19 protein-coding genes are annotated in these 19354 nt (G+C 63.9%); 9 read left to right on the top strand and 10 right to left on the bottom strand.

Annotated elements, in window-relative coordinates; all coding sequences use genetic code 11:
- Nucleotides 1–16: 16 nt before the first annotated feature.
- Entirely contained in the window at nucleotides 17–895 is an 879-nt protein-coding gene (locus J1C48_RS15270; protein ID WP_231081819.1) for a transporter substrate-binding domain-containing protein, read from the bottom strand.
- 106 nt (nucleotides 896–1001) lie between these two features.
- Between J1C48_RS15270 and J1C48_RS15265 the strand changes: the two genes are divergently transcribed.
- The gene (locus J1C48_RS15265) at nucleotides 1002–3077 is read left to right on the top strand and encodes a glycosyltransferase family 2 protein (RefSeq protein WP_207258857.1); all 2076 of its coding nucleotides are present in this window, start codon (nucleotides 1002–1004) and stop codon (nucleotides 3075–3077) included.
- Nucleotides 3078–3203: 126 nt separating this feature from the next.
- On the opposite strand, the gene J1C48_RS15260 is transcribed toward J1C48_RS15265, so the two are convergent.
- Nucleotides 3204–3347, bottom strand: a complete 144-nt coding sequence (locus J1C48_RS15260; RefSeq protein ID WP_207258856.1) for an entericidin domain-containing protein — start codon at nucleotides 3345–3347, stop codon at nucleotides 3204–3206.
- Nucleotides 3348–3561: 214 nt separating this feature from the next.
- Between J1C48_RS15260 and J1C48_RS15255 the strand changes: the two genes are divergently transcribed.
- The 6 genes from J1C48_RS15255 (at nucleotide 3562) to J1C48_RS15230 (ending at nucleotide 10025) form a co-directional block, all read left to right on the top strand.
- Nucleotides 3562–4710: a patatin-like phospholipase family protein gene (locus tag J1C48_RS15255; protein ID WP_207258855.1), complete on the top strand. Its 1149-nt coding sequence runs from the start codon at nucleotides 3562–3564 to the stop codon at nucleotides 4708–4710.
- Nucleotides 4711–4917: 207 nt separating this feature from the next.
- Nucleotides 4918–5562 carry an exopolysaccharide biosynthesis protein gene (locus J1C48_RS15250; RefSeq protein ID WP_207258854.1) on the top strand — a complete coding sequence of 215 codons (645 nt, stop codon included), beginning with the start codon at nucleotides 4918–4920 and terminating at the stop codon, nucleotides 5560–5562.
- 91 nt (nucleotides 5563–5653) lie between these two features.
- Nucleotides 5654–6031 (top strand): hypothetical protein, encoded by a 378-nt coding sequence (locus J1C48_RS15245; protein WP_207258853.1) that lies wholly within the window; start codon nucleotides 5654–5656, stop codon nucleotides 6029–6031.
- 290 nt (nucleotides 6032–6321) lie between these two features.
- Nucleotides 6322–7266, top strand: coding sequence for a GlxA family transcriptional regulator (locus J1C48_RS15240; protein ID WP_231081826.1), 945 nt, complete (start codon nucleotides 6322–6324; stop codon nucleotides 7264–7266).
- A 138-nt stretch (nucleotides 7267–7404) separates the two neighbouring features.
- Nucleotides 7405–9180, top strand: coding sequence for a hypothetical protein (locus J1C48_RS15235; protein ID WP_207258890.1), 1776 nt, complete (start codon nucleotides 7405–7407; stop codon nucleotides 9178–9180).
- 398 nt (nucleotides 9181–9578) lie between these two features.
- Entirely contained in the window at nucleotides 9579–10025 is a 447-nt protein-coding gene (locus J1C48_RS15230; RefSeq protein WP_207258851.1) for a YqaA family protein, read from the top strand.
- Nucleotides 10026–10088: 63 nt separating this feature from the next.
- Here the strand turns inward: J1C48_RS15230 and J1C48_RS15225 are convergent, their stop codons facing one another.
- Nucleotides 10089–10307: a hypervirulence associated TUDOR domain-containing protein gene (locus J1C48_RS15225; protein WP_207258850.1), complete on the bottom strand. Its 219-nt coding sequence runs from the start codon at nucleotides 10305–10307 to the stop codon at nucleotides 10089–10091.
- A 174-nt stretch (nucleotides 10308–10481) separates the two neighbouring features.
- On the opposite strand from J1C48_RS15225, the gene J1C48_RS15220 reads away from it, so the two are divergent.
- Entirely contained in the window at nucleotides 10482–11510 is a 1029-nt protein-coding gene (locus J1C48_RS15220) for a DNA topoisomerase IB (protein WP_207258849.1), read from the top strand.
- Between the two features lie 38 nt (nucleotides 11511–11548).
- On the opposite strand, the gene glcF is transcribed toward J1C48_RS15220, so the two are convergent.
- The 7 genes from glcF to J1C48_RS15185 all read right to left on the bottom strand — a co-directional run bounded on the left by glcF (nucleotide 11549) and on the right by J1C48_RS15185 (nucleotide 18205).
- Nucleotides 11549–12853: a glycolate oxidase subunit GlcF gene (gene glcF, locus J1C48_RS15215; RefSeq protein WP_207258848.1), complete on the bottom strand. Its 1305-nt coding sequence runs from the start codon at nucleotides 12851–12853 to the stop codon at nucleotides 11549–11551.
- 3 nt (nucleotides 12854–12856) lie between these two features.
- Nucleotides 12857–13213: a hypothetical protein gene (locus tag J1C48_RS15210; RefSeq protein WP_207258847.1), complete on the bottom strand. Its 357-nt coding sequence runs from the start codon at nucleotides 13211–13213 to the stop codon at nucleotides 12857–12859.
- Nucleotides 13197–13436 (bottom strand): DUF433 domain-containing protein, encoded by a 240-nt coding sequence (locus J1C48_RS15205; RefSeq protein WP_207258846.1) that lies wholly within the window; start codon nucleotides 13434–13436, stop codon nucleotides 13197–13199. Before J1C48_RS15205 ends, J1C48_RS15210 begins: the two co-directional genes overlap by 17 nt.
- A gap of 25 nt (nucleotides 13437–13461) precedes the next feature.
- Nucleotides 13462–14679 (bottom strand): glycolate oxidase subunit GlcE, encoded by a 1218-nt coding sequence (gene glcE / locus J1C48_RS15200; protein ID WP_231081818.1) that lies wholly within the window; start codon nucleotides 14677–14679, stop codon nucleotides 13462–13464.
- 23 nt (nucleotides 14680–14702) lie between these two features.
- Complete coding sequence (locus tag J1C48_RS15195; protein WP_207258844.1) at nucleotides 14703–15296, bottom strand: Uma2 family endonuclease; 594 nt, start codon at nucleotides 15294–15296, stop codon at nucleotides 14703–14705.
- Between the two features lie 2 nt (nucleotides 15297–15298).
- Nucleotides 15299–16792 (bottom strand): FAD-linked oxidase C-terminal domain-containing protein, encoded by a 1494-nt coding sequence (locus J1C48_RS15190; protein ID WP_207258843.1) that lies wholly within the window; start codon nucleotides 16790–16792, stop codon nucleotides 15299–15301.
- A 111-nt stretch (nucleotides 16793–16903) separates the two neighbouring features.
- Entirely contained in the window at nucleotides 16904–18205 is a 1302-nt protein-coding gene (locus J1C48_RS15185; protein ID WP_207258842.1) for a DUF3422 family protein, read from the bottom strand.
- Between the two features lie 344 nt (nucleotides 18206–18549).
- On the opposite strand from J1C48_RS15185, the gene J1C48_RS15180 reads away from it, so the two are divergent.
- A complete protein-coding gene (locus tag J1C48_RS15180; RefSeq protein WP_207258889.1) occupies nucleotides 18550–19347 on the top strand; it encodes a (Fe-S)-binding protein in 798 nt (265 codons plus the stop codon).
- Nucleotides 19348–19354: the final 7 nt, after the last annotated feature.

Genomic DNA, 19354 nt, shown 5'->3' with positions numbered 1-19354 from the left:
CCGGCGACAGGCTCGATCAAAACGCGCTGATCGGGAAGTAGCGCAGCATCAGCTCCGACATCCGCCCCTTGCTGACGAGCTGGGCGATCGCGTAGTCAATTGCGCTGGCCAGCGCGCTATCCTTGTGCGCGACCGCCACCGACAGCCCCTCGCCGAGATAGCGATCGGACAGAAAGGGCCCGCCGGCAAAATGACAGCAGCCGTTCGATGCGTCGCTTTCGAGCCAAAAGGACAGGCTGACGCCGTCGCCGAAATAGGCGTCGACCTTGCCCTCGCGCATCCCCGCCAGCGCGTCCAGCCGATTGGCGAACGGTTGCACCTTGGCAGTCGGAAAGAAGGCGCGCAATAGCGCTTCATGGGCGCTGCCCTTGGTGACACCCACCACCTTGGTGCCGAGATGATCGGCGACGGGCGCGGCCAGCGGGCGATCCTTGCGGATAACGAAGCGGGCCGGATAGCGGAAATAGGGTTGGCTGAAGGCGAATTCGCGCCGCGTTTCGGCGTTCATCGCCAGACCGGCGACGATCGCTTCGCCATCGCCCTTTTTCATCGCCGGAATGAGATCGGCAAAGGGCAGCGCCTCGATCTGGCAGCGGGCGAGAATGTCGAGTTCGGCGCAGATGTCCCGCACGAGATCGACGTTGAAGCCCGTCAACCGCCCGCGCGCATCGAGGAAATTGAACGGCGGATAGTCGGTGGTGGTTAAAAAGCGAATGCGCGGCCGGTCCGACAGGTCCGGCTTGGTCATCCGCTGGCGCTGATCGACAAAGTTCGGCGTTTCGACGGTCAAGGCGCTTTGGCCCCGGTCGCGTCGCGCTTTCGCGGTCTGATCGGCGGCAAGACCGGGCGTCACCGCGACCAGCAGCGTGACCGCCGCAAAAAGCAACCTGAGCAAGAATTTTTCCCTCAACAGTTCGTTTACCCGATCATCGATTTTCGAGACGATATATTTACCGTTGTAAATTCTCGCACACCATCGTCTCACGGCTGCGGAGGTTTGATTGCTCGAGGCTGTCGACCAGGTCCCTCCGCATGCCTCTTCCTATCTGATCGCCCGCGGCGCGAGCAAGCAGCCGAAGCACCCGGACGCCGGTTCGGACATGCGCCGCCGATGGCCCCGAGACATCGCCCGCCCCCTGCCGCCCTGGTTCACCACCCGCCAGCGCCTTTTGTTCGCCGATCTCGGGATCAACCACGACACCGCCTTGCGCGCCCATTTCGCCGCGCTGCGCCACGGCAGCGACCTGGCGAGCGAGCTGATCACCGCCGGCATGCTCGATGAAGACCGCTTCGGCGAGATCATCGCCCGCCATCTTAGCCTCACCTTCGAGCCGATTGCCGAGGGTGACCGGATCATCGACCCCGCAGCGATGCTCCAGCGTTCTCCGCCACGCCTCCTCAAAATCTGCAACGACCGGCTCGACGGGCGAATCTTCATCCGCCCGACCATCGAGTGTCTGGATGCCGTCGCCAGCTATCTTGCCCGTTGGCCGCGCATAAGCCGGATCATACGGGTCACCAGCGGCCACTCGGCAACCCGCGCCATCGACCGGCAGACGGCGGCGAAACGCTATCGCGCCGCGCGGCTCTCGTTTTCAGCTGACATGCCGCGCCTGTCAGCACGGACGGTGATCGAGCCCATGCAAGCGGTCATTGCGCTGATTCTTGTTGCGACAACCATCGCCCTCTTCGCCATCACGCCCGCCTTTGCCTTCGTGCTGGCCCATGTCGTCGCGACGGGGTTTTTCGCGGCAAGCATCGCCTTCCGCTTGCCGGCGATCCACACCCCGCATCTCGCCATCGCGACCCACGAGGCTCTTCCCGAACCCGGCGTTCTCGAAACCGAGGCCCGCGCCGTGCCGGTCTACAGCGTGCTGGCCGCGCTCCACCACGAGACGGCCGTGGTGACGACACTGGTTGCCGCCCTCGATCAATTGGACTGGCCGAAATCGCGGCTCGACATCAAGCTGATCTGCGAGGCCGACGATGCGGCAACGACCGCCGCCGTGAGCCGGGCCATCGCTGGCAAGCCACAATTTTCGCTGGTGGTGGTGCCGCCGGGCGAGCCGCGCACCAAGCCGAAAGCGCTGAATTACGCCCTCCCCCTCGCCCATGGCGAATTCCTCGTGCTTTACGACGCCGAAGACGCGCCGGATCCTGCCCAATTGCGGGAAGCCTATCTGCGATTTCGGACCGGGCCGAGCAACCTTGCCTGTCTGCAGGCGCCGCTGGTGGTCACCAATGGCGACGCACACTGGCTGGCAGCGCTCTTTGCTTTCGAATACGCCGCCCACTTCCGCAAGCTCTTGCCGTGGCTCGCCCATCGCGGACTGCCGCTGCCGCTCGGCGGCACCTCCAACCATTTCATCCGCCAGCATCTTGTCGATGTCGGCGGCTGGGATTCGCATAATGTCACCGAAGACGCCGATCTCGGCATTCGGCTGGCGCGCGCCGGGTTTCGCATTGGAACGCTGACCCGCCCGACCTACGAACACGCCCCCGAGCGCTGGGGCGTCTGGCACCGGCAACGCACCCGATGGATGAAGGGGTGGTTCATCACCTATCTTTTGCACATGCGCCAGCCGCGGCTGCTCTACGCGCAGCTCGGGCTGCGAGCGACGGTGGTGTTCCAGCTCCTGTTTTTAAACATGCTGCTGTCGTCGCTGGCGCACCCGCTGCTGTTTCTGTGTCTGATAGCGGAAGCAGGCTCCATCGCCGCCGGCTATCAGTTCTTCGCCCAGATCGGGTGGCTGCTATGGCTCGATATCTTCAACGTCATCGCGGCCTACGGCCTCTTCGTTGTCCTGTCAGCTGTGGCAATGGAGCCCAAGGAACGCCGAGGGCTGCAATACCGCTATCTTTGGCTCCCAGCGTACTGGATTTTGCTGGCGCTCGCCTCGCTCCGCGCAGTGCTGCATCTGGTGACCGATCCGCATAACTGGGAAAAGACCCCGCACGGGCTCGAATCGCGTGCCGACCATGATGCTCACCGCCACCGGGTCGAACCATTTCTGGGCGAAACTCATTTTCCCGCCGCATGCGGGGGGTTGCCGCAAGATGCAGCGAGCCTCCCGTGACGGGATCGGCGTCGAGAAAAAACAACCGACAATCGATCCGGCAATCCACGCGCCGCCCAGACTTGCCGCCGACAGCACATTGAATGCTGCGGTGCGTGACCCGCAGCACCGCCGGTCGGCACTCAATCAGCGGGCGACGTCTTCCACCGCCTGGCCGGTCGCATGAACCGTGTTGCCGACATCGCGGCCGACACCGCGCACGGTGTTGGCGCACGCCGAGACCAGCAGCATGCCGGCCAGAAGACCAAAGACGAGCGTGTGACGTTTCATGATATCTGATACTCCCTGAAAATTCGCCGTTCCAGCTGCGTTTTCAACGTTCAAGGAGCGGGAATGTTCCGGTGGCCAAGCACAATCCTGCGAGCCGTTTGTAACCTTCCCTTTCTTCCGTATTGCGCCGCAATAAATAGCGTTTCGTCTCCTGGTCGACCTGCCGGACCGGCCCCACCCGCAGGCCGTCGATTCATACTGAGGTTGAATCGCCATGTCACGCAACGCATCCCGACCCAAAATCTCCAACGACACCGCCATCACCAAGGGTGACGAGAAGCTTGTTCTCGTCTTTCAGGGCGGCGGCGCACTTGGCTCCTATCAAGGCGGCGCATTCGAAGCTCTGGCCCATCACGGCGCAAGGCCCGATTGGGTCTCCGGGATTTCGATCGGCGCGATCAATTGCGCGCTCATTGCCGGCAATCCGCCCGGCGAGCGCGTCGCCGCAATGCGCGACTTTTGGAGCGAGGTCTCATCGAACACGGTGTTCGGGCCGGCCTGGCCCGGCAATTTCGCCCATGCCGCGTTTAACGAGGCCAGCGCGGCCTCGTCGGTTCTCTACGGTGTTCCAGGCTTCTTCAAACCGCGCTTTCCACCGACTTATCTCGTCCCGGACGGCGTGCCCGGCGACGTCGGCTTCTACGACACCGGGCCGTTGCGCCGAACCCTCGAACGGCTGATCGACTTCGATCGGCTGAACAACGGCGAGACGCGGGTCAGCCTGGGTGCCGTGAATGTCGAGACGGGCAATTTCCGCTATTTCGACAGCAACGACACCCGCATCGGCCCGGAGCACGTCATGGCCAGCGGTGCATTACCGCCCGGATTTCCGCCGATCGAGATCGACGGACATTGGTATTGGGATGGCGGGTTGGTCTCCAACACGCCGTTGCAATATGTCCTCGACCGCGATCACCAGCACGACATGTGCATCTTCCAGGTGGATCTGTTCAGCGCCCGGGGGCCTGTGCCGAAGACGATTTTCGATGTCGGCGAACGCGAAAAGGACATCCGCTTCTCCAGCCGGACGCGGTTGAACACCGACATGATGAAGGAGCAGCGCGAGCTTAAACGCGCTTTACACCGGCTGTTGCGCAAGCTGCCGCCGGAGCTCGAATCCGATGCGGACGCCCGACGCTTGCTCGAGGCATCAAACGACGCCTCGATCACCATCGTTCACCTTATCTATCGTCGGAGCGCGACGGGCGGCGATTCCAAGGACTACGAATTCTCCCGCGCCTCGATCGAGGAACGATGGGCCGACGGCTTCGCCGACGCTATGGAAACCTTGGACAATCCGCGCTTCATCGATCGCGACGTGCCGCCGCATTCGGTCGAAGTCTTCGACCTCAGCGACGGCTGATCGCGGGCACTCACACAGCAACCCCGGTCCGCCGGTCGGCTCGCGCCGATCCGCGGCCAAGCGCGCAGAAACGATCCAAACCTCGACTTAACCACTGAAAGGGCATAGTGAGCCGTGGCCGGTCCCAATCGGCCGGCGACGGGAACGCGCGCAAGCAGACGATTCCGTCGCCATCACTCGACATGTCACACGTTAGAGCTTCGCCCCGTGTCCCCAGGCGGTTTTTCCCATCTGCGCCACACCCTTCGCAACCGAGGCAGGTCGCGGCAGAAGCGAATTTCCGCCATCCTTCGCGCCCACAGCCACCGCAATCGCCGCGATCCGACGATCGGCGAACTCTCGCAAGCCTTCGATACACGAGCCTTCGGCGCTTTCTTCATTCTGTTCGGCGGCCTCAATCTGGTGCCGCTGCCGCCGCCGGCCTCGTTCTTTATCGGCTTGCCGCTGATGTTCTTCACCATTCAGCTGGCCATCGGGCGGCATCGGTTGTGGCTGCCGGAATCGGTCCAGCGCATGAAGCTCAGCCCGGATCGGATCGCGCTGGTGATGACCAAGATCGGCCCGGCGTTGCGCTGGGTCGAGCGGGTGGCACGGCATCGCTATTGGCTGGAACCCGAGCGCCTGCTGCTTTCACTGGTTGGCTGGTACTGCTTCGTCATGGCAATCATCGTCGCCATCCCGTTTCCGCTCAGCAATCTGATCCCGGGAATTTCGATCGCCATCGTCGGCGTCGCGATCAGCACCCGCGACGGTCTGTGGCTGATCGCGGCTCTCATCGTCGGCGTGATCGGCCTTGCGATTCTCGGCGGCGTTTACGGCGCGGCGCTGTTTACACTGCTGCAGCTGTTCTAACGCCAAGCCGCGACCGGAAATAACGCAGTGCCGAGCTGCGACGAAATCCGCGTCGAAGCCGTTTTCCTCGCAAACCTTTGAGGCAATCCCAATGCGTCTTTACGATCCGTTCTTCGCCATGCCCTGGCTCGAAGCTCCCAAGGCGCTGGCCGAGATGACCACGATCGCGACCTTCGCGCCGCTCGTCGTCGCGACCCGCCTGTCGCAGCTCGGCTTCGCCATCGCGACTGCGCCAACTGCCCGCGACGGCCGCGAGGCCACCCGAATGGTCAGCGAAAAACTCGACGCCGCCCGCGAGGCCACCGCCGCGATGCAGACCGCCTTCGCCAAGGCCGGCAGCGACGCGGTGGTGGCGGCGATGACCGGCCGGCGGGCCAAGGGCAATCCGGCCGATGCGATCGTCAGCGCCGGCCTCGCCCCTTACGCCAAACGAGTGCGCGCTAATCATCGCCGCCTGTCGCGACCATGAGCGAACAGCCAGTGTTGCCGCAGCGAGATGCGGGCTGAAATCTCTCCGATCGACAGACCGCGACATCGCTTGCGTCATGACGGAGCTTGCTGATCTTGCGTTGCTGACGAAATTTCGACACCGTTCGCGTGCGCAATGAAACCGAATGGACGAAATCGCGATCGAAGGCCGCGGCAATGGATGACGCAGGACAGACAGGCGTTGCGACGCGGCCCGGCCCAGAAGGATCAGGCCAGGTGGGTGGCGGGCCGCAGCGTACCATCGTCTTCCTGCTGATCCCGAATTTCTCGATGATCGGCTTTGCCAACGCCATTGAGCCCCTGCGCATTGCCAACCGCATCGTCGGGCGCGAGGTCTATCGCTGGCGCCTGGTGTCGACCGACGGCGCGGCCGTCGCGGCCTCGAATGCGGTTGCCTGCTCCGTCGCAGGCTCGGTCGCGGCCGAGCGGCGCCGACTGATCTCCGCCGAGCGGCCGACGATGATCTTTGCCTGTTCGGGCGTCTTCGTCGAGGACTGTCAAGACAAGGCGCTGTTTTCCTATCTGCGCGAGGCGTATCAGCGCGGCATCGCCGTCGGCGGGATCTGCACCGGCGCCTGGATTCTCGCCCGCGCCGGGCTGCTCTCTGGCCGGCGCTGTGCGATCCACTGGGAAAACCTCGCCGGTTTCGCCGAAACCTTTCCCCGAGTCGAAGCCTTTGCCGAGCTGTTCGAGGTCGATCACAACCTCCACACCTGCGCCGGCGGCACCGCCTCGCTCGACATGATGCTGGCGCTGATCCGCGACGATCTCGGCGAGGAGGTCGTCAATCGCGTCTGCGAACAGGCGCTGACCGACCGGGTTCGCGCTGCCCATGACCGCCAGCGGCTGCCCCTGCGCGCCCGCCTCGGCGTCCAGCACGCCAAAGTCGTGCGGGCCATCGAAATCATGGAAGCCAATCTCGCCGATCCGCTGTCGCTCGCCGAGATCGCCGATCACGTCGGCCTGTCGCGTCGGCAGGTGGAGCGGCTGTTCGAGCGCGAGATGGGCCGCTCGCCAGCGCGCTATTACCTCGAAATCCGGCTCGATCGATCCCGCCATCTGTTACGCCAGTCTCCCATGCCGATCGTCGAGATCGCCATGGCCTGCGGCTTCGTCTCGGCCTCGCATTTCGCCAAATGCTATCGCGAACTCTATACCCGCTCGCCGCAGCAGGAACGCGCCGGCCGGCAGACCGCCATGGCGTCGGTCGCCTGAGGTCTCCCCGTGGCCCGCCTTTGATCGCGGCCTCATCGTCGCGGTTGCCGCTGAGCGTTTGATCCTCAAGCGTTTTTTAATTCCGCAACGGTATTATTCGACGATCCGATCTTCATTGGGGGACGATTGATCGTGACGATGATTTCCGCTGGACATCATGACCGCCAGACGCGCGTTCTGGCACGGCTTTGTTCTCCTTTGCTCATTCTCGCCGCGACAATCGTCGTACTCGGATGCCTGCTTTTGCTGCCGTTGACGGTTCCGATCGGGGCATTCTACTGGGATCTGTTCATCTATTTCGACGCGGCCAATCGGATCTTCTCGGGCCAGATTCCGGGCGTCGACTTCTTCACGCCGGTCGGCCCGCTCGGCTACTGGCTGTTTGCCGCCGTGGACGCGATTTTCCCCCGCGGACAGCCGCTGCTGCTTGTCCAATGGTCGACGCTCATCGTCACCGGGCCGTTGATCGCGCTCGTCGTCGCCGATGTCGACAAGCGCTCGCGCGGAACGGCGCTGGCGCTCCTCTTGCCCTTCCTCGTCTTCCAGATCCTGCCGATCAACGTCACCGAATATTACTACTTTCCAAGCGTCGACGGCTTCGGCATCTACAATCGCCAGATCGCCGAGATCCTTTACGTGCTCTGCGCCGCGCTGCTCTTCGTCACCGCTCGGCGCACCCTGTTTTTGACTGTCACCGGCACGATGCTGGCGCTGTTCCTGATCAAGATCACCGGCTTTATCGGCGGTGGCCTTATTTGCGTCGTTGCGCTTTCGGCGCGCCGGGTCGACATCAAACTGTCGCTCCTGGTGGCCGCCATCTTTCTTGCGGTATTGGCGGTCTTGCAGCTTTGGCTGGGCATCATCACCGCTTATCTCGACGACATCCTCGCCCTATTGTTTCTCAACGAGGGCGACCTGCTGCAACGCTTCCTGCAAGCCGCATCGATCCATTTTCGCGTCTTCGGCCCGCTCTGCCTGCTCATCCTGGCGCTGTTTGTGATGGATTTTCGCGGCCTCGGCCGCCGGGCAAAAGCCGTGAGCCAAACGCCGAATGCCACGTCCCTCGCCGGCCTTGCCGACCAGCCCCTGATCTGGGTCGCCGCGACGGCCTTCGCCGCGCTGTTTGTCGAGGCGCAAAATACCGGCGGCCAAGGCTTCATTTTCGTCTGGCCGGCTCTGCTGATGACCTGGCAACGCCGGGGCACCCTCAACGCTGCACGCACGGCGCTGCTGGCAACGCTGATAGCGGCAAGCACCCTGCCCTATCTCACCGAAGTCGTCGCGCGCGGGGCCCGCGCCTTCATCGGCCAGATCAAATATGAGCGCCTGGCCAACACCCATCTCGGCACGCTCGGCGCGGTGACCCAACGCCCGGAAATCATGCAGCATGCCAGAGTGATGAAGGCGATCTACACGACCGATCCGAAAACCTACGAGGCGATCGCCAAGGCCGGCGAGCTGCCGAGCTATACCCTTTACAACGAACCGGATTTCCAGCTGACCTGGCTGATGAGCGTCGACGAGGCCGTGGGCGCCATCAAGGCGCTCGAAGCGGAAAAGCAGATCCACTTTAACACCATCATGAGCCTCAACTTCACCAATCCGTTCCCCTGGCTGCTCGACCGCCAGGCGCCCCGCCTGATCGCCATCGGCGCCGATCCAACCCGTGCGGTGCCTAATCCCGACGCAAGCGTGCTCGCCTCGGTGCGCGCCACCGATCTGATCCTTTATCCGCTCTGCCCGATCACCGCGGCCAACAGGCTCCTGCGCGATCTCTACGCACCGGCCTTGACCAACGAAACGAAGATTTCGCTATCGCCGTGTTGGGACGCTTATCTGTCGCCGCAGATCGCAGCCAGTCTGAAAATGAGCGGCGGCGACGCGCCGAGCCCGCGGCCGGCCGTTTCGAACTGAGCTGGATAGGGCTGGATTCACGCCTTGGCCTGTCAAAAAGCCGGCGGCGTGAGGGTCGACGCTCGCCAGTCCCGTCATGGCGGGCGTCGCGACGATCCCCTGGCTTTTTGCCAGCCCGAAGGGCAGAACGGCCGTGTGATAACGATTCGTCTTTCCCATTCCGCGTTCCCGATGCGCCTGTCTTTAGATGCGGCCACGACCGATCGCTCCATCGCCGTAAGGCCCGCGCATCGAGCTTTGCGATTTTCGGACAGCACGATGCGTCGACCCCATCAAAGTGCGCGTCCTTTGTCCGTCCGATCGGACGCACGGCGCGCTAAAGGGTTTCGGCGAGACCATCTCGATCATGCGTCGGCGCGCTTCGGCCATGCCTTCACAGGCGCAAGCTCGGCGACGCGATGACCGCGGCGTTTGCTTCCGAAGCCGCCGTGTTCTGGTCGGCCTTTCTGTCGGCGACCTTCCTGCCCGGCGCCTCCGAGCTGGTGCTGGCGGCAAGCCTTGCCGAACGCAGCGCCGACCCCTTCGTGCTGATCGGCCTCGCGACGCTGGGCAACACGCTCGGCTCGCTGGTCAACTGGGTTTGTGGGCGATTCCTGATCGCCTTTCAAGACCGGCGCTGGTTTCCCGTCCCGCCGCGCCAGATCGACCGCTTCACCGCGTTTTTCCAGCGCTGGGGTATCTGGAGTCTGCTGCTGGCCTGGGCGCCGATCATCGGCGACGTCTTAACCGTGATCGCCGGCATCGCGCGCGTCAGCGTTCCGGCTTTTCTTGTTCTTGTCGGCTTCGGCAAACTCGCGCGCTATCTGGCGGTCGCAGCGGGGGTGCTGAGCTGGCCGTGGGTCTGACACGCCAAGGTTCGGCTCACAGACGATCGGGCCAAAAGCACACAGGCTCGGTGGCGAAATCGGTCAACCGGCCTTCTTCAATTCTGATTCCGATTTGAGGACGCGGCTGCCGTCGTCCTGTTCGATCAGATAGGCGGGGTTATCGTCGCTCGCCTCGCGGGTGACGTCAGTGCCGTCGATTGTCCGCGTCACCTTGTCCTTGAAGTGCTCCTGCACTTTGCCCTCGCCCTCGCCCTTGCCCCACGACCAGGCGACATGCTGGCCCTTTCGAAATTTCGTCATCTGGCAAATCCTTTTCGGTAAGACGTAGCGGAATCAAAGCTTCGCCAATGCCAAAGAGTTCCGTGACAAGCCTCTGATCCAGGACGTGAAATCGCCGCAGGTCAGTTCGGGAACATCGCCTCTGCAGGAAACGTTTGCCTCACCACGAGCAACGAACATGCCAGGCCGGAACCGATGCAATACGATCTTGCCATGCACGCCAAGCGCTACGGATTGGAGATGGTTGATCCGGAAAGCTTCGAGATCGAACGTCATAAATGTGGACGCGGCTTCAAGATCTGTTTTTGCTCGGGCGAGACCATCCACGACAAGCGGCTGAAGACACGAGTCAAAGCTCTGGCAATCCCGCCCGCCTGGGACAAGGTGAAGATCTGCGTCTATGAGAACGGCCACATCCAGGCCGTTGGCCGCGACGAAAAAGGCCGGCTGCAATACCGCTATCACGACGCCTGGGTGAATGTCCGCAATGCGGTCAAGACCGAGCGGCTGCTCCGCTTTGGCAAGGCGCTACCGGCCCTGCGCAATCGCGTGGAAAGCGACCTCCGCCGCCGCAAGGCCGACCGGCGGATGACCGCGGCCGTCGCGACGCGGCTGATCGATGTCGCGGTGATGCGGCCCGGCCACGAGAAATATGCGGCCGATGGCGGTCGCGGCGTTGCCTCGCTGCGGCGCAAGAACCTGCGCATCGTCGACAATGTCGCGGTCCTGAAATTCGTCGGCAAGTCCAATAAGGAACATCGCATCGAGGTGACCGAGCGGCCTTTGGTCAAGTCGCTGAAGAAGATGCGGCAGGGATCTGGCCAACGGTTGTTCCGTTTTCCCGGCAAATCGAGAAAGCAGCGCGAGCTGACGGCCAACCTCCTCAACGACTATCTGGCGGAAGCCTCCGGCGCTCACATCTCGGCCAAAGACTTTCGCACTTTCCACGGCTCGGCCGAAGCCCTGCGCTATCTGATTGAGGATACGGGGAACGCCGACACGCCGAACAAGAAAAAGCGCGCCGTCGCGGCAGCGATGCGCGCCGTTTCCGCCCGGCTGCGCAACACGCCGGCGGTCGCCCGCTCGTCCTATGTCCACCCCGCGATCGTCGAGGCCTATGAAGCGGGCGAACTTGACGACAACCTATTGAAAGGCCGGCGTCGCGAACAGCTGAGCGCCCCGGAAACCGGCCTGATGCGGTTCCTGGAAGAGGTCGCGCGGTAGCCCGACCGCCACGTTCGCGCCCGCGAACGGTGTTCCTGTCAGCCGAGCGCCGCCGGCTTTTCGCCACCAAAGGCCCAGTCGAGCAGTTCGACCGTGTGGACGACAGGGATCTTCGTGCCGCTGCCGATCTGGGTCATGCAGCCGATATTGCCGGTGGCGATCACTTGGGGGCTGACGCTCTCGATATTTTTCACCTTGCGCGTCTTCAGCCGTTCGGCGATCTCCGGCTGCAGGATGTTGTAAGTGCCGGCCGAGCCGCAGCACAGGTGGCCTTCAGGAACGTCGCGGACGGTGAAGCCGGCCCGTGCCAGCAGCGCCTTCGGCTGCCGGATCACGCGTTGGCCGTGCTGCATCGAGCAGGCCGAGTGATAGGCGACCATCAGGCCCTCGCCCGCGGCGCGCGGCGCCGGCAGATCGATCGTCGCCAGGAACTCGGTGACGTCCTTGGCGAGCGCCGACACCCGCTTCGCCTTCTCGGCATAGGCCGGGTCCAGCCGCAGCATGTGATGATAGTCCTTGATCGTGGTGCCGCAGCCCGACGCCGTGATGACGATTGCATCCAGCCCGCCGGCTTCGATCTCGCGAAGCCAGACGTCGACATTGCGCCGCGCCATGGCAAGGGCGGACTCCTCCTGGCCCATGTGATGGGTCAGCGCGCCGCAGCAGCCTTCGCCCTCCGGCACCACCACCTCCACGCCGACCCGGTTGAACAGTCGCACCGTCGCTTCGTTGATCTTCGGATCGAGCACCGATTGGGCGCAGCCGGTGAGCAGCGCCACGCGATGGGTGCGCGCGCCGGTTGCCGGGCGCACCCCAGGGCGGTTGACGGCGGAGTGGGCGGGCAGCGCCGTCGGCGCCAGCCGCAGCATCGCGGCCAGCGGCTGCAGCGGCTTGATGCCGGCCAGGAGCGCGGCGAAGGGGCGGCCAAACTTGGCGAGCCGGAGGCCGGCCCGGAACCGCGCCGGATAGGGCAAGGTCAGACTGAGCAGCTTGCGGATCATCCGGTCCGCGAAGGGCCGCCGATAGGTCGCCTCGACATGGGCACGGGCATGATCGACGAGATGCATGTAATTGACGCCGGAGGGACAGGTCGTCATGCAGGCGAGGCAAGACAGGCAGCGATCGAGATGGGTGACGATCTCGGCATCGGCCGGCCGCTCGTTCTCCAGCATCTCCTTGATCAGATAGATCCGGCCGCGCGGGCTATCCAACTCGTTGCCGAGGGTCACATAGGTCGGACAGGTAGCGGTGCAAAAACCGCAATGGACACATTTGCGGATGATCTTTTCCGAATGCGCGACGTCGGGATTTTCAAGCTGTTCGGCGGTAAAGGCAGTTTGCATCGATCAGGTCTTTTTCGGCTTGATTGTCTCCAGCGAACCGCTTTTTGCGATCAACCAGACCCCGTCGGGCTGAATGCGATTCAGCGCGGCGGCAATGTTCGGAAGAAGAGGCTCAAGGTTGCCGAAGCGCGGCGATGGGGTGACGAGGACCGCGAGCGGATGGCCTTTGACGGCCTGCTGATAAGGAATGTTCTTGTCGACGGTGATGAGACAGGCAAAGCCCTCGCGGTGCAGTCGCTTCAAGAGCTCACCGTTGTTCAACCCCTTCGAGGCCTTGAGAAACGATGCCACGTCGCATCCCAGCTCCAGCAGGGGGACAGCCAGCCGAGCGGGCAGGTTCCCATCAAGCAGCGCTTTCAACCGGGCGCCCAACGCGGTGGTGGATCAGACGCTCTTTGGCCAGCTGGATGGCGGCCACGGCCTGGTTCTTAGAGACCGTCGGAAAATCACTCAAGAATTCGGCGAGCCGGTCGCCAGACGCCAGATAGACGAACAGCGTATCCACCGGAACGCGCGTGCCTGTAAAGACGAGCTCCCCCGACAAAACGTTCGGATCGCAGGTCATGATGTCGCTTGGTTCCACCGTCGAAGCCTCCTCTGAGATCAGTCTAACCCATCCGCCCCGGATTGAGGACGCCCTGCGGATCGAACTGCGCCTTCAGCCGCTTTGACAGCCCGGCCAGCCCGGGCTCTTGCGGCTGAAAGACCGCGGTTGCCGCCCGCACGGTCTCAGGCGCCCGCACGAGCGTCGCGTGGCCGCCGCCGAAGCGGGCGATCGTCTGGCGAATGAGCTCGGCTTCCGGCTCGCCGGCCTCCATCCGCAGCCAGACGAGCCCGCCCTGCCAATCGTAAAAGGCGTCGATCGCCGCCTGCATCCTGAGGCTCATGACGATCGCGTGGCCGGAAGTCGGCGTCACCGAGAGACGCCAGACCGGCTTGTCGCTGCCATCGACGAAGGGGCGCACGTCGCGCACGTCGCGCCACAGCGCGCGGGAGGCCTCCGCCTCCAGCCGCTCCAATTTGCCGACCCGCTCCAGCGCCTGGCCGAGATGGGCCGACCGCGCCGCGACCGAGGGGCCAAAACCTTCGATGCGAATGACGGTCGCCGCCGCCTCGCCAAGCGCCCCGTCCATCACCCGCGCGGCCAGATACATCGGCAGATGCGCCGCGCCCGACACCTCCGCCGGGGACCCCATCGAAGCGGCCATGGCGCCCGCCGCTTCCGCATCGGACAGGCCGCGCAAGACGAGGGTGGTCTCGGTCTCCGACTTCGGCAGCACCTTGATGGTGATTTCGCTCATCACCGCCAGCGTGCCGTAAGATCCGGTAAGTCCCTTCGAAAGGTCGTAGCCGGTGACATTCTTCACCACCCGCCCGCCGGACTTGAACAGCTCCGCCCGGCCGGACACGGCGCGCACGCCGAGAATATGATCGCGGGCCGCGCCCTGTTTCAGCCGCCGCGGCCCGGCCAGATTGCAGGCGACGACGCCGCCGAGCGTGCCCTCACCGGGCGCCGCGCCATGCAAGGGGCCATAATCCAGCGGCTCGAATTCCAGACGCTGATGATTGGCATCGACCAGGGCCTCGATCTCGGCGATCGGCGTACCGGCCTTGGCTGAGAGCACCAGCTCCTCAGGCTCATACAGCGTCACGCCGGACAATTTGGCGAGCGACAGCGTCCGTGCCGCCTGGACCGGCCGGCCGAGGCCGCGCTTGGATCCGGTTCCCTCAACGGCCAGCGGCTCCTGCGCGGATACGGCAGCCGCCACGATCTCGCGCAACTCGTCTTCGGATTGGGGATGGAGCAGTGATGATTGCGTGGTCATGGATAACGCTTGGGACACCTCGCTCATGCCAGCTGAGTGCGCGCGTAAAGCGCGCCGAGCTCACACGAAAATCCAAATTCGGGGAGTTCGATCCGATCATCTAGCGCGCGATAGACGCGGCCCCGCCATTCATCCAAGCGAGCCCAAACCTCGACCATGCATTCGGTCTGCGACAGGATCAGGACGTAGAGACACTCGGCATGCTCGGCATAGCGCAACCGCTTGGTCGCGATATACTCTGCCGTGTTGGCGTCCGAGAGTACTTCAGCCGCAAGGTAGAAGCGCTCGGCGAAATAAGGATTGTCGCCGAGATGATCATCGATCACTCCAACGTCGGCCTGCGGGCGAAAATCCGGCCGCGTCTCGACGGCAAGACCAATCTCGCGAATGGCGAAGCGCTTCGTACCTTGACGCTCGAGAGCGTCATTGAGCAGCCGCTCGAGGTTTTGGCCGATGATCTGATGCCTCAAGCTCGGCGGATGCATCATCATCATAGGCTCTCCGTCGATGAGCTCCCAGCGCTCGTCCTCAGAGCGCGCACGCAAAAATTTGAGAAACCGCGCCTCCTCCATCGCCGGCTCGTCGCGCATCGAGGGGCGCCGATCGATCACGCTCATGGTCAAAACCGCGGCAGATCGGGAAAGGCCACCTGCCCCTTATGGACATGCATGCGGCCGAGTTCGGCGCAACGATGGAGCTCGGGAAACACCTTGCCGGGATTGAGCAGATGCTTGTCGTCGAAGGCGCATTTGACCCGCTGCTGGTGCTTCAGATCGTCCTCACCAAACATCTCCGGCATCAGATCGCGTTTTTCGACGCCGACGCCATGCTCGCCGGTCAAAACGCCACCAACCTCGACGCAGAGCCGCAGAATGTCGTTGCCGAACTCCTCGGCCCGGCGCAGCTCGCCTTCGTTATTCGCATCGTAGAGGATCAGCGGATGCAGATTGCCGTCGCCGGCGTGGAAGACATTAGCGACCCGCAGGCCGTATTTGTCCGACAGCGCCTTCATGCCCGCCAGCACCTTCGGCAATTCCTTGCGGGGAATGGTGCCGTCCATGCAGTAGTAGTCCGGCGAGATCCGGCCAACGGCGGGGAACGCCGCCTTGCGACCGGCCCAGAACGCCGCCCGCTCCTCCTCCGACTGCGACACCCGGCAGGTCACCGCGCCATTGGCGTTGCCGATCGCCTCGACTTCGGCGAGGAGATGGTCGACCTCGGCGCCAGGCCCATCGAGCTCGACGATCAGCAGCGCTTCCACGTCGGTCGGATAGCCGGCCTGGACGAAATCCTCAGCGGCATGGATCGCCGGCCGGTCCATCATCTCCATGCCGCCGGGAATGATGCCTTTGGCGATGATCGCCGCCACGCAGGCGCCGGCCTGTTCGGAGGTCGGAAAGCCGATCAGCACCGCCCGCGCCGTCTCCGGCTTCTGCAGGATGCGGACCGTCACCTCCGTCACCACGCCGAGCAGCCCCTCCGACCCGGTCATCAGGCCGAGAATGTCGTAGCCTTCGGCGTCAAGATGCTTACCGCCAAGCCGGACGATCTCGCCCTCGATGGTGACGAATTCGATGCCGAGGACGTTGTTCGCCGTCAGGCCGTATTTCAGACAATGCACCCCGCCGGAATTTTCCGCGACATTGCCGCCGATCGAGCAAGCGATCTGCGAGGACGGGTCGGGCGCATAGTAGAAGCCACGATGGGCGACGGCATGGGTGATGCCGAGATTGGTGACGCCCGGCTGCACGACCGCGCAGCGATTGTCGTAGTCGATCTCGAGCACTCTGTTGAACTTCGACAGAACCAGCAGCACGCCGTCTTGGAGCGGCAGAGCGCCGCCCGACAGCGAGGTGCCGGAGCCACGCGGGACGACCGGAATCTCCTCGCGGTGGCAATATGTCAGCACCTCGGCGACTTGGCGCACCGTCTGCGGCAAGACGACGACGAGCGGCAGCTGGCGATAGGCCGTCAGCCCGTCGCTCTCGAACACCGCCATCTCCTGAGCGATATCGACGACTCCCTCGCCCGGCACGATCGCCCGCAAGGCGTCGACGATCACCTGGCGGCGGGACAGGATCGCCTCGGACGGCTTCGGCATCATCACGGACATCGTCGATCTCCCAAGTCCTGGGTCAGCCCAAGTCTTGGTTCAACCTATGTGCCGCAGGCGGTTTCGTCCACACGCGCGTTACAGCGTAACGGAGGTGAAAGACCGCAAGGCTCAGTGCTCGTCATCGCCCGCCGGGCGGCCGTGATGCCGACGAATGCGCTCGACCACCATCCAGACGAGGACGAGCGCGAACGGCACGAAAGCGGCCGTCAGCAGCGTCGCAGAGACCGGCAAGCCCTCATGCTCCAATCCCTTGGCGACATAGCCGAACAGACCGACGACATAATAGCCGATCGCCGCCACCGACAGGCCCTCGACGGTCTGCTGCAACCGCAGCTGCAGCTGCGCCCTGCGATTCATCGACGCGAGGAGATCGCGGTTTTGATGTTCGAGCTCGACGTCGATGCGGGTGCGCAGCAGATTGGCGGCGCGCGCGAGCTTTTCGGACAGGTTCGCCTGACGCTCCTCGACCGCCCGGCAGGTGCGCATTGCCGGGGCCATCCGGCGCTTCAGGAAGGCGCTCCAGCTTTCCTGACCCGCCAGCGCCTGTTCGCCGACGCCGGCCAGACGTTCGCGCACGATCTCGTCATAGGCGCGGCTGGCACCAAACCGATAGAGCACGGAAGCGGCGGAGGCTTCGACCTCGGCGGCGGCGAGCGTGATCTCCTTCAACAGTCCACGGCTGTCGCCCGGCTCGCCCTTCATCTCCTCGGTGATCTGCACGAGGCGACCCTCCAGGGCCTGAACCTGCGGCCCAACGGCATGGGCGAGCGGCAGGCCGAGCAAGGCGAGCGTGCGGTAGATCTCGATCTCGACGAGACGCATGGCGAGCGCCCCGGCCCGTGCCGGCGGCAAACCCTCGTCGAGAACGAGAATCCGCGTCAGCCCGTCGCCGTCCTGGCGAAAGTCGGTGGCAGCATGGGCCAAGCCGCTCTCCATGACCGAGTAACAGAAGCTCGTCCTGTCGAAGCTCGCAAGCGCCGCCTGCCCGGCCGGATCGTTCGGGCGAATTTCGAGGTGAACGCCGGCGATTAGCGGGCCCGGCGCTTCGAAATCGGCCCCGAAGGGATGGCCCGCGACCGGCTCGCCGAAGCGCTCCGGCACCGGCCCTTCCCAACAGTAGGTGCAAAATTCGGTGTGCCGCTCCCAACGCAGCCGGCCGTGACCGAACGCGAAACTGTGGGTGCGCGCGTCGCGGGCGGGCGGCGGAACGCCGCGCTTCACCGACATCTTGGTGAGCACCTCGTGATCGCGCGCGCCATGATCCTCGTTCATGAAAGCGAGCACGACCAGCGTCTTCGGCAGCTCGATCAAGGGAAACGGCCGCGCGTGCAGCTCGCCGAGCACCTCCGCCCGGCGCGAATCGTGATCAAAGCGCGCCAGCGCCTGCTGGCCGAATGTCGTCGCCGTCATGTCGCCCCCTCCCAAGAGACGCCCTTAGCTAGCCGATGACGGCGATCGAGGAAACGGCAATTTGCGATCCGTTCCAAATTGGCCGACGATCGCTAGTGGTCCGATTCCGACATTTGATCCCGCGCTGCCGAGACCGCTCAGCACATGTCGGAATCGAAGTGACCACGAGCCAAGGTTATGATCCGCGTGGATTTTTCGAATTTGACATTTCAATCCACGGACGCCCCCTCCTGGGATGCAAATGTCAAATTCAATCCACTAGATTAAGACGAAAGCGCTCCACCGGCCTGCGTTACCTGCACCGGTTCGGCGATTTGTGGTGGAGGAACAGGGCCTTGACGATTATGCGTGCGGCACATGGAGCCTGCGAGCATCGCGACGGGACCCTCAAGCCCACGGTCGCCCTGTTCGTGACCTGCCTTGTCGATCTCTTCCGGCCGAGCGTCGGCTTCGCGGCGATCAAGCTGATCGAGCACGCCGGCTGCCGCCTGGTCGTGCCGAAAGGCCAGACCTGCTGTGGCCAGCCGGCCTTCAACGCCGGCGACCGGGCGGACGCGATCGCGATCGCCAAGCAGGTGATCGCCGCCTTCGAAGGCTATGACTATGTGGTTGCCCCATCCGGCTCCTGCGCTGCGACGCTAAAGAAGCATTATCCCGAACTCTTTGCCGACGACGCCGAATGGGCGCCGCGCGTCGAGGCGTTTTCCGCCAAGGTTTTCGAACTCGTCAGCTTCCTGACCGATGTTCGCGGCGTCAAAGACGTCTGCGCCAGCCTCAACGCCAGCGTGACTTATCACGATTCCTGTTCGGGCCTGCGTGAACTCGGCGTGCGCCAACAGCCCCGCCAGCTGTTGCAGAGCGTCAAGGGGCTGCGGTTGAAAGAGCTGCCGGAATCGGACGTTTGCTGCGGTTTCGGCGGCACCTTCTGCGTCAAATATCCCGACGTCTCCAACGCCATCGTCGGCAAGAAGGCGAAACACATCGCATCCACCCGCGCCGACATGTTGCTCGCCGGCGATCTCGGCTGCCTGATGAACATGGACGGCAAGCTGAAGCGCGAGGCGATCGCCATCGAGGTTCGCCACATCGCCGAAGTGTTGGCCGGTATGACCGACAAACCGCCGATCGGAGGCAAGCTTTAAGAGGGGC

The sequence above is a fragment of the Jiella flava genome (genome assembly GCF_017349315.1).
GTDB lineage: Bacteria > Pseudomonadota > Alphaproteobacteria > Rhizobiales > Rhizobiaceae > Jiella > Jiella flava.
Note: the sequence above shows the minus strand (reverse complement) of the source record. Positions and strands in the feature narration are given on the sequence as shown.